The sequence below is a fragment of the uncultured Nitrospira sp. genome (genome assembly GCA_902500695.1).
Lineage (GTDB): Bacteria > Nitrospirota > Nitrospiria > Nitrospirales > UBA8639 > Nitrospira_E.
This window is the reverse complement of record CABVRQ010000096.1, coordinates 5,921-12,810: the sequence shown is the minus strand read 5'-3', so window position 1 is coordinate 12,810 and position 6,890 is coordinate 5,921. Positions and strand designations below refer to the sequence as shown.

Sequence of the window (6,890 nt, the reverse complement as noted above, 5' to 3'; positions counted from 1 at the left end):
TAGTCTCCGATTAAACTAAACCCCGCCCAATAGGACGGGTGGGGAAAGTCTTTTTTCACGATGAGTTGCGCTTGCCGCAAACTCTTCGCTTTATTCGCGGTCACGTAATTCCGGTAAAAATGTTTCATGAGCACAGAGGTGGAGAGATCATCCACCCGCCACAGGGCGGACACCAGGGCATGGGTGCCGGCATAGACAAATGCGCGGTTCAGGCCGATCAGCTCTCCGGCTTCCAGTTTGCCCAGGCCCGTCTGGCAGGCGCTTAAGGTCACCAGGTCGGCGTTTAATTCCAAACCGAAAATCTCCTTGACGGTCAGTCGGCGGTTTTCGGGGTTTTCTGAGGCCAGCCAGAGTGAAGACAACAGCGGATTGCCCTCATCAAATTCCCCATGGGCGGCTAAGTGGATGATGCCATATCGGGAGATATTCTTCACCACCCATTCTTTGGTGGCCTTCGTACCGGTCAGAATATCCATATTGGGATAATTCCATTTGATGCTTTGGGCCTCCAGTTCGGCCAGCGGAAGATCGTAGTTGAAATTTCCCAGATCCGGGTTCCCGATCGCCAGGACTTTGTCATTCTTCACGGCTTGCCGTTTGGCAAAGGTGAATTGGAAGACGCTCGCCGAAGGTGCGTAAAAGAGCGGGATCTCATCCACCAGATAGGCCGGACCGTGTTTGAGTGCGGCGAAGGAGAGAAAATGTAAGGGGCCATCGGGAATGATTCCCAAATACTCCAGGTTTTTGATATCTGCTTCAACCGGTTGAATCAGGGAAACATAGAGTTTTTGTAACTCATCATCAACCGGTTCCAGGTGCTGAACGAGTTGCCGGTAGCGGGTCACCAGGCGGGTGAGGTCTTCCTCCTTTGCTGACACCGTCTTGAAGATGGTTCGTTCGTTCGTGATGAGCCACAGGTAAAGCTGGTCCTTCGTTATAAAATAGGTGAGGAGTCCCACTCGGGGAGCCAGGAGCTGTTGGACCCCTTCCAGATTGAGCGGATCCACGGAGACAAAACTGCTGAGACTTGGATTCTCCTGTTTGACCTCAAGGATGGCTTCTTCATACAGGGCCTTGGTGTTGCGATACCGTTCCTGAAGGTCCTCAGGGGGCTTCTCATAGGATCCCAGTTCCGATTTGAGCGAATCCACCGTGGAAGCCAGGCTGTTGATTTTGGTCCAGGTTTCCTGGTCCCCTTCGTTTTTGAACGAGAGTTTTTGATTGCCCAACAGGTCGATGAAGCTTCGGGATCGTGACCGTTCTAAGAAATTAAAGGCGTCATCGGTCCGGTTCATCGTAATGAGCAGGGTGATGATGTCCCGATACAGATCCAGTTTGTTCGTCTGGAAACTATTGCGGAGTTCATCGATTTTCAGGGCTGCCCGCATGCCTTCCACCACTTCGACCCCTTTGGTGAACCAGGTCAAGGCGTCGGGGAGCTTTCCTTCCTCCCTCAACAACGTGGCCTTGCCCGCTGCCGCCCGCCATTCCACTTCTTTAATGCCGTATCGCTGGGATATCTCATGTGCCCGTTCGAAATAGCCAAGAGCCTGGTCGGGTCGCAGCAGGGCTTTATTGACATTCCCCAGTTCTAACAAGGCCTTGACCCAATTGATGACATTGTTGATGTCGGCGCTGATCTGCTCGGCTTTGAGGAAATGTCCTTCGGCTTCTTCCAACTGTCCCAGGGCCAGTAAGGAGATGCCGATATTCCGATGGTCGTAACCCAGGCCCCATTGGCTCTTCAGGGACTCATCAAGGGTTTTGGCCTGTTGGAAATAGTCCAGCGCGGCGGTGTGGTCGCCCTGTTGCCGATAGATCAAGCCCAGATTATTCAGCGAAGAGGCTAATTCGGTTTGGATATTGGAAGATCGGCTGAGCGTGACCGCATCGTGTAAGTGGACGAGGCCTTTGTCGGTGTCATTGAGTGTCCAGTAAATCAGCCCGCGGGTATTTTTCACCATAATGCGTAATTGCGGGTCATTGGCCTGCTCGGCTTTTTTGTCGGCCTGGGTTAAGAGTTGAAAGGCCGTTTGATAGTTCCCCTGGAACCAGGCCACATTGGCGAGGTAGAGATCGCCCGTTGTGAGGAGCTTGGGGTCATCCAGTTCTTTCGCAATCGAGAGGGCCTGATGGTAGCGTTCCGCGGCCTGGTCGAACAGGCCGACTTTTTCATAGGTTAATCCCACTTCATAGAGCACTTCGGCTTCTCCCTGTGGATCGCCTTGCTCTTGATACAGTTTCAGAGCGGCCAGGAAGTTTTCACGGGCTTTCTCATACCGGCCCAATCGAAGGTAGTAAATACGGCCGATACGCCGGTATTGAAATGCCGTCTGCCCCATTTCCCCGATTTCCTGATAGAGGGAAAAGGACTGGTTGAATTGCTCCAGGGCTTCCGTATAGGCACCCATGTTTTCGCGTACGATCCCTAATGTGGCCATGCCTTCTGCGAGGCGATCAAGCTCGTCGCCCTTTTCCCAAATCTGGTTGGCCTGTTCGAGGTGCTGCACGGCGATGTCAAAATGTTCCAGACGGGAATGCAGGATGCCCAAACGATATTCCGCCTCGGCTCGCTCGCTGGCAGGGGTTTCCGCAGTGAGGGAATCCAGCAGCTTCTGTTGAAAGAACATGCCCTTTTCGTAATCGCTGACTTCAAAGGCGGTTTCGACGGCCAGGGTGGTGAGTTCTTTGAAGTCCTTTCGTTTTTTAGCATGCTCGATGAGCGCGAGTGCATGTTCGATGTGCAGGAGGGAGGTGGGAAAGTCTTTGGTCTCAAATGCATGAATGGCCTCGGCGACTTCCTGATCGTAGATGGAGGCCGCATATTCCTGACGTTCGTCCGGACCCATGCCGGCAAATCCGTAGTGGCGGAATGGATATTTTCCTGTGTCCGGTCCCCAGATATCTTTTGATGCCGCCACCACCGCCTCATCGGGAGGAAGCGTGTTGAGATGCGTCAGATATTGGTTCAAAAACTTGGTGGCGGTTTGGGAATCGAGCGGTGTCCGGCTCACGATGACATGAGGAAAACCGGCGCGCAGAAGAGAGGATATCAGGACCCATGGAGAAGGCGACGAGGACGGGATGCCGCCGAAGAGCAGGATCGAATGGTGTTGACTCCCGGCAAAATCGAGCACGGAGACAAATTCTCGCACATCCTGAGCTTCCTGTACTTCAAACGCGAACGTATCCGGATTTTTTACAAACGCGGCAATGTTGGTGTGAGTGGCCAGCGGATGATCGTGAGCCTCGACCCCGCTAAATTGCTGGAGCACAAATGGAATTTCTCCCGCACTCGAAGGCGTGGAAGGGAGAAACGTGCTTGGGGTGGTGATGTGAGAAAAAAAGAGGCTGCGCTGATGAAAGCCATTCAGGAAGTCATAGAAGTTGCTGACCCACGTGAGCGGTTTCTGATCGAGTTCCAGTGAAGGGAGGGTGGATTCCAGTTCCTGCGGCATCGCCACATAGGCCGAGGCTGATTGTTGTAGCCGCTTGTGAAATTCTTCATCCCCGGTGATCCCTTTGTCCGTGACCACCAGCGGGCTGTAATGCAGCGTCTCTCCGTTATGAACAAAGCCATGATAGCCTTGCCGTCCTTTGAGAATTTTTAGATAGGGGTGTTGCGCGTCAACGCCCAGAAATATCAGGTCCCTGGTCTGAGGATAGGCCCAGAAGGAGGCGGTGGCCCAGGGATATTCTTCAAACAGCGCATAGAGTGTGTCCTGGAGGGCAGGAGCCAGTTCTTCAATGGCCGCAACGTTCCCGTGCATTCTGGCTTGCCGGAGTTCCCCGAGTAACGAGTGTAATTCCGGTTCATAGTCTCCCAAGCCTTTGAGGAACAGGTCCTCTCCCAGTGCTTCATAGACGGCGCTGGTCATGTGCCGGATGCTCAGTTGCTCGGCCACGGTAAAGGCGTCGTCTGGCCGGCCTTCTTCAATCAATTGGTCGACCGAGAGCTGAATCAGACGTTCGTATGCGGGCCAGGTGTTGGTCTGACCCGTTGGCGGGTCTGTTTGAGCGGGGAAACGAAGGACGGCCTCAACGGATTGGTTGAGAAAATTTTTCCGCGTGAGGGGGTCAGCGGCTTCTTCGGCTTGAGCCAGATACCACAACCACCTATTGGGCGATTGCCGGTCATCTACCAGTTTAGCTAAGTCGTCCTGAATGCGGCGATATTCCTGAGAGTGATCCGCCGTGCGTGCTAATTCGGCCTGGTTCAACTTCACCAGAAATTGAGCGGGGAGACGTTCAGCATCTGAGAATAAGGCCGGTTTGTGTAGGAGCGAGTCGGCTTTCTGGTAATAGGACCACGGAAGAGTCTGATAGGTGAACTGCTCATGCATGCGCTGCACGGCATCAGCCGGCTTGAGGTGCTGATCCGGCGATGGTTCGGGAAGAAGCGAAAGGAGCATGGCGGTGTTGGTGAGGGTGAAGAACACATTGCGGTCTTCATAGTTTCGTTGCTGGAGATCCTGAATGCCCGAGGTGATCGCCTCTACCAGGCTGTGGTCCGGGGTGTGCCCTTGTAAGAGGCTTTCGACCGCCAATGAAGACAGGTTATAGACGTTGACGCTGGTCCCGAACGGAATATTCAACGTCCGGGTGTAATTCAAGGATTGACGAAAAGACTCCATCGCCTCATGAGGTTCATCTAATTGGTGGGACAGCACTCCCAGCCGATTCAGGACAATGGCTTTTTCTGTCAGCGCTGCCGCATCCTGGCCAGCCGGCGCCACCTGATTAAGGAGCGCGAGTTTTTTTCGATAAAAATCCCGGGCGGGACCTGGTTCGTCTAATTGCTCATAGGTGCTCGCAATGTAACTGAACATGAGTTTTTCTTCGCCCACCCGGTCGAATCCGCTGGCCGCTTGAGACCCGCCTTCAGTGAGGGCCACATTCACATTAAACAAGCCGGGTCCCTTGGCAAGGGTTTTCCCGCTGGCCGTGGTGAGATGGTCCAGGCTGGTGAAGTAACTATCCAAGGCCTGTTTGAGTTCCTCGCGTCCACCCGTTTCGCTGGCGCGGCTCAGGTTAAACAGGTTGACCCCGACATTTCTCTGAAGCAGGGTGACGTTTTGTTTATGTCCTAACTCACGGTTGAGAACCATAGCCTGAGAGAACGTCTCAATGGCTTTGGCATATTGTCCGATGTCCTGATGGGATAATCCTATACGTTCCAGGATTTCGGCTTGAAGGTTTGGCTGCTCGGGAGGCACATTCCGTAAGGCCAATTGATATTGCACCAACGATTCACCGGTGCGTCCGGCTTTAAAACAGGCTTCTCCATAATTTTTTCGATAGAGCAATTCGGTTATGGTCTCGCCTGACGGAGTAAACTGCTCCTCACGCTGCCGGTAATGCCGATAGGCTTCGCGGGCATTCGAGAGAGCCAGGTACGTATTGCCTAAATTCAGGAGCAGTTGGGATTCCACGTCGGGAAAGCGGCCTGCGTCGTTAATCTCCAACGCGATGCGATACTCCTGCTCGGCCTTCTCAAGGTATCCCTTGTTGCCGGACGTCCGTTCGGTTTGTTCGTAAGCCCATCCAAGCGTTTGGTGGACATACCCCAGGGCGGGATCTTTTTTCATGGCGCGTTGAAGGAGGCGGATGACTAACGGGAGGTCGGGCGGTTCGGTATAGGACAACGCCAGGGCCTGACCATATTGATAGACCGCGTGGTCGGGATGTGTCTTGACTAAGGTGGTATACCAGGTCTGGACCTCCGTCGTGTCGTTGAGCATGACTTTGGTTTCAATATAGGCCCGATGGGCTTCCACCGATTCGGGATATTGGTCGATGAGGTGTTTCAGCGATTTGGCGGCGATGCGGGTCTCCCCCACCTTCCGGTCCTTCAGCGCTTTTTTCACCAATTGTAAAATGAGCAGGCTCCTGGTTTCCTGGAGTTCCGTTTGATTTTCTCCGGGAAATTGACTCAGGGCGGCATAGGTATCCGCAGCTTCCTGGTAGCGTTCCGATTCTGAAAGGATCGTCGCCTTGTTCCGATAGGCTTGGATGACGAGTTCGTTGGGAAGGTCTGGAGCCGAAATAATGAAATCCAGTGTTTCCAGAGCGGAGAGTTGTTCTCCCTGTTCGTGATAGAGATCGGCGATGGTTAAGCGGGTGGTGGCGATTAAGACGGGAAGGTCAGGATACTGAGGGATAATCCTGTTCAAAGCCGTAATGCGCTCACGTTCCGTTTCCCCCTGCTGGGAGAGCAGCACGACCTGTTGGACAGCACGTTTGCCCCAGGAGGAACGCTCGCCAAATAATTGGATGACATCCACAAACACGCGGATCACATTGGGAGCATCGTCCAGAATCCGATAGGCTTCGCCTCTGGTGAAGAGTCCTTTGGCTCGAATCTCTTTGTTGTGCAGGTCTTCGACTTTGACGAGGTATTCCAGGGCCGTGAGAGGATCCTCCGCAAAGAGGTAGAGCCGTCCGGCTTCAATGAGGGCTTGACCGTAGACCTCATCCATGTCCCGGTGTTCCTGCCCGATGGTGAGGAGCTCAGATGCGCCTGTGGTGACTAGCCGGCGTCGTGCCGCAGAGCTGATGCCCTGAGCCTGCTCCCGGACCCCTAAAACGATGGTATAAATTCTGGCCAACGCGCCGGTCCGGCCTGGTTGGCTGGTGTAGGGCTCCAAGGATTGGCGGGCCGCAGGAAAATTTCCCTCCTGTGTCTGTGTTTCGGCGAGGGAAAAATCAAATTCCGCTCGTGCCTCAGGAGGTTGTGGTCCCAACAGATTGTGAGAAATGTTACCAAGGACCATTAGTGCGAGATCCAGTTGCCCATGATCCTGATACGAGGCGGCCAGCGATTTGGCGTGTTCGAGGTCGACGTAATCCTTGAGAAACGCGGGAATGTCCATCCGGAAAATGTCTCCGCC

General features: G+C 53.9%; 1 protein-coding gene. It reads right to left on the bottom strand.

The features are described from left to right. Positions 1-6,872 (bottom strand): CHAT domain-containing protein (locus AAH187_RS16950; RefSeq protein WP_342349664.1); only part of this gene is annotated, 6,872 nt, incomplete at its 3' end. Between the last annotated feature and the right edge of the window lie 18 nt (positions 6,873-6,890).